Here is a 4,405-nt window from a genome sequence, read left to right as displayed (position 1 = left end):
TGACGGTGGCGAGCTGCTGCTGAACGGCCAACCGGTCAAGTTCGCCAGCCCGGCCGACTCGCGCGCCGCTGGCATCGAGACCATCCACCAGAAGCTGGCCCTGGCCGACAACCTCGACTCGGTGGCCAACCTCTTCCTCGGCCGGGAACTGCGCACGCGCTTTGGCCTGCTGGACGACGCCGCGATGCGCGCCGCCGCCGTGCCACTGTTCGCGCGGCTGAACCCCAACTTCAGGAACATCGCCGATCCGGTGATGTCCCTGTCCGGTGGCCAGCGGCAGGTGGTCGCCATTGCGCGGGCGCTGCAGTTCCAGGCCCGCGTGCTGATCATGGACGAGCCCTGCGCGGCGCTGGGACCGGCAGAGACGACCATGGTCCACGACCTCATCCGTCGGCTGAGCGCCGAGGGCGTGGGCATCCTGCTCGTCACGCACGACATGCCGGACGTGTTTGCGCTGTCGAGCCGGCTGATGGTCATGAAGAATGGCCGGCTGGTGGGCGTCTGCCGCACGGCCGACGTCGACGAGGACGAGGTGCTGGCAATGATCATTGCGGGCAAGGCGCCGGCGGCTGCGGGCGCTTGATGGTTTCTCATTCTGTTCAAGGTCATTCCTTGACTGAAATGAGAGGCCTAGGCCTGCGAAAGCGCCGCCCATCCCGCCTACCGTTGCGACCCAGCTCGAAGCGCTGGGCCAGCGCATCCGCGCGTGCCCGCACCGGCTCGACGCCTGCATGGGTGCGATGCAGATGACGACGCTGTCCAAGGCCCGGCTTTGGGCGCGCATCAAGGCCTTGGGAAAGCGCTGAGCGTCTTCAGCTGAAGAGGTCGCCGGTAGTTGGTAGGGGCGCATCGACCGGTTTGCGCCGCACGGCGATGCGCTTCTTGCTTGGCACGTGGGGCGTGGTGGCCCACCATTCGTCCGCGAACATGTCCGCTTCGTCGGGACCGTCCAGCCGTGCCGGCCCGCTCGCGGGCTCCAGCGGAAATGCATGCAGTTGTTCGGCAGGGCAGCGAACGAGCAACCGTTCCGCCTGTGCCCACGAGCCGTGCAGCCATTGCCGCTGCGCCTGGGAGGACAGGATGACGGGCATGCGCTTGTCATGGGCCGGGTGTTTCAGGCGATCGAAGATGGCATGCCCGTCGGCGCTGAGGGTCAGTACACAAAACGAGAGTGCGGTGTCGCCCGTCGGGTGCGTCCAGACCTTCCAAAGGCCGGCCAACCCCATCGGCGCTTCGTTCTCGCCCCGAATGCCCCACAGGCCCAGCCGGCCCGACACATAGCACCACTCGGTGAGCCTCTCCACCGGCACGACACATCGTCGGCCGGACCACCAGCTTTCCCGGAAGGTCGGGTCCGACTTCATGGTTTCGACACGGCAGTGACGCGCCTGCGCGGCCGGGCCGGCCTGCTGCGCGAAAGCGGAAGGCCGTCCCCAACTGCCGACACGGACGTCACCCAGTGCGTCGGTGACCGGTTGTCCGGCCTGGACGATGAAGGCTGCCGTGCCGTCGGCGCTGCCCGGATCCAGCTCGACGCCGGCCGGCAAGGTCACGCCGAATGCCGAAAGCAGTCGGGCTGCGTCGATGACGGGATCGTGATGGCTGCGCACGCGAAGTTCCTTGACGAATCGACCCGATGATACTGTGCAAAAACACAGTATTTGCGCGGTGCAAGACGAAAAAGGCAATGCTGCGCCCAAGGCAAAGCGCCCATGCCGGCCGTCTGCCTGCATGGGCGCCACAGGCGCCGACCTGCACGTCGTCAGGCCGGGCCGGACAGGGGCTGTGCGTCAGGCTTCCCGGCGCAGCGCGGGGAAGAGGATCACGTCTCGGATCGACGGCGAGTCCGTGATCAGCATCATCAACCGGTCGATGCCGATGCCGCAGCCGCCGGTCGGCGGCATGCCGTATTCCAACGCGCGGATGAAGTCGGCGTCGTAATACATCGCCTCCTCGTCGCCGTCGTCCTTGTTGGCCACCTGGGCCTGGAAGCGCGCGGCCTGGTCCTCCGCGTCGTTCAGCTCGGAGAAGCCGTTGGCGTACTCGCGACCGGTGATGAAGAGCTCAAAGCGCTCGGTGATCTTGGGGTCGGTGTCCGACGCGCGCGCCAGCGGCGACACCTCGACGGGGTAGTCGATGATGAAGGTGGGCTCCCAGAGCTTTTCCTCGACGACAGCCTCGAACAGCCCGAACTGCAGCTCGGCCAGGCTCCAGCGCGCGGGCGCCTGCTCGCCGGCGGCGACGATCTTGGCGCGCAGCACCTCGGGGCTGTCGGCCTCGTCGGCGGTCAGGCCGGCGAACTGGATCAGCGAGTCGCGCACGGACACGCGGGCGAAAGGCTTGTCCAGCGCCACGGGCTTGCCGGCATAGGTCAGCGCGGCGCTGCCGGTGGCGGCGATGGCCGCATGGCGAAGCACGGCCTCCGTGAAGTCCATGATGTCGTGATGCGTCCAATAGGCCGCATAGAACTCCATCATCGTGAATTCGGGGTTGTGGCGGACAGAGATGCCTTCGTTGCGGAAGTTGCGGTTGATCTCGAACACGCGCTCGAAGCCGCCCACCACCAGCCGCTTCAGGTACAGCTCCGGCGCGATGCGCAGGAACATCTCCTGATCCAGCGCGTTGTGATGGGTGATGAAGGGCTTGGCGTTGGCGCCACCGGGGATGGGGTGGAGCATGGGCGTCTCCACCTCCAGGAAGCCGTGCTCCACCATGAAGCTGCGGATGGCCGACACACCCTGGCTGCGCGCGACGAAGCGCTTGCGGGCATCCTCGTCGGTGATGAGGTCCACGTAGCGCTGGCGGTACTTCTGCTCCTGGTCGGTCATGCCGTGGAACTTGTCCGGCAGGGGCCGCAGGCTCTTGGTCAGCAGGCGCAGCGTCGTGACGGCCACTGACAGCTCGCCGGTCTTGGTGCGCATGAGCGTGCCCTCGGCCGCGAGGATGTCGCCCAGGTCCCACTTCTTGAAGGCGTCGTAGACGTCGGCGCCGACGTTGTCGATGGTCACGCGCAGCTGGATGCGGCCGGTGGCGTCCTGCAGCGTGCAGAAGCTGGCCTTGCCCATCATGCGCTTGAGCATCATGCGGCCGGCCACGCTGACCTTCACGGCTTGCGGCTCCAGCTCCTCGTTGGGCACCTCACCGTACTGCGCCTGCAGGGGGGCGGCGCGATGCTCGGGCTTGAAGTCGTTGGGGAAGGGCACCGCCGTGGCGGCCCGCAGCGCGGCCAGTTTTTCGCGGCGCTCGGCGATCAGTTGGTTGTCGTCGATGGTCGGGGTGGGAGGGGCTTGAGTCATTGCGGGCCTTCAGTCGAACCGTCGATTCTAGAATCTCGCGCCCCTATGAGCCTGACGCGCGCCACTCTCACCCTGATCGCGGGCAGCGCGCTGGCCCAGGCCGTGCCTCTCCTGCTGGGGCCCTGGATCGCGCGGCTGTACACGCCGGCGGAGTACGGGGAGTTCTCGCTGGTGTGGACGGTGGCGAGCAATCTGGCCGTCGTCGGCTGCGCACGCTACGAATTCGCGCTGGCGCTGGAGACGGGGGAGAAGGGCGCTGCCGCGCTGCTGGCGCTGTGCCTGCGGGTGCTGGCGGCCGTCGTGGCCGCGGCCGTGCTCGCCGGGGGGCTGTGGATGGCCTGGACCGGCCTGCATGTCGCCGCCGCGCTGCCACTGGCCGTGCTGGCGCTGGCAGCCAGCCAGGCCCTGGGCCAGTGGGCGGCGCGCGCCGGGCGATTTGCGGTCCTGGCCTGGGGACGCGTCGCGCAATGGGGCGGCGGCGCGCTGGCCCAGGTGGGCCTGGGCCTGTTGCAGGCTGGTCCATGGGGCCTGATGGCTGGCGCGACACTCGCCACGGGTGTCGCCGCCGTCGTGCAGGCCCGGCCCTCGCCCGCGGGCGGCTGGCGAAGGCTGCTCGCGCCGCAGCCGCTGCGGGCCATGGCTCTGAAGCATCGCGACTTCCCGCTGCTGAACACGCCCCATGCCTTTGCCGGCGCCCTGCAGGACACCCTGGCCATCGCGCTGCTGGCCGCCTGGCTGGGCGCCCCCGAGGCTGGTGCCTGGGCGCTGGCGCTGCGTTATCTGAAGGCGCCGGCCAGCCTCGTCGGCGGTTCGTTGTCCCAAGCGCTCTACCCACGCCTGACTCGGACCCCGAATCGCATCGATGCCCGCGCGCTGGTGCGGCGCCAACTGCTGCTGCTGGCGGCCCTGGCCCTGCCGCTGATGCTTGTGCTGCTGGCCTTCGGCCCCTGGCTCTTCGAAACCTTGTTCGGCGCCCAGTGGCGCGGCGCAGGCGAGTTGGCCCGGTCGCTGGCACCCTATGTCGCCCTGCATTTCGTCGCCGCGCCGCTTTCCGTCGTGACGCTGGCCTGGGGCGCCCAGGCCTGGGCGCTGAAGCTGGCCCTGGTCGG

Annotated in this window: 4 protein-coding genes; 2 read left to right on the top strand and 2 right to left on the bottom strand. The window is 68.7% G+C overall.

From position 1 onward, the window contains the following. Positions 1-583, top strand: a 583-nt coding sequence (locus tag VGF12_RS01925; protein WP_331174359.1) for an ATP-binding cassette domain-containing protein, incomplete at its 5' end; no start/stop codon positions are given. A 229-nt stretch (positions 584-812) separates the two neighbouring features. On the opposite strand, the gene VGF12_RS01920 is transcribed toward VGF12_RS01925, so the two are convergent. Beyond that, positions 813-1,610 carry an SOS response-associated peptidase family protein gene (locus VGF12_RS01920; RefSeq protein ID WP_331174358.1) on the bottom strand — a complete coding sequence of 266 codons (798 nt, stop codon included), beginning with the start codon at positions 1,608-1,610 and terminating at the stop codon, positions 813-815. Positions 1,611-1,790: 180 nt separating this feature from the next. Next, positions 1,791-3,296: a lysine--tRNA ligase gene (gene lysS, locus VGF12_RS01915; protein ID WP_331174357.1), complete on the bottom strand. Its 1,506-nt coding sequence runs from the start codon at positions 3,294-3,296 to the stop codon at positions 1,791-1,793. A gap of 45 nt (positions 3,297-3,341) precedes the next feature. On the opposite strand from lysS, the gene VGF12_RS01910 reads away from it, so the two are divergent. Beyond that, positions 3,342-4,405 (top strand): lipopolysaccharide biosynthesis protein (locus VGF12_RS01910; protein ID WP_331174356.1); only part of this gene is annotated, 1,064 nt, incomplete at its 3' end.

It is taken from the genome of Roseateles sp. (assembly GCF_036404855.1).
Lineage (GTDB): Bacteria > Pseudomonadota > Gammaproteobacteria > Burkholderiales > Burkholderiaceae_C > Pelomonas.
This window is presented reverse-complemented; position numbering and strand designations above follow the sequence as displayed.

Bases quoted from the DNA above. Each gene is read 5' to 3' on its own strand.
- lysS (WP_331174357.1), bottom strand. From the start codon at position 3,296: ATGACTCAAGCCCCTCCCACCCCGACCATCGACGACAACCAACTGATC.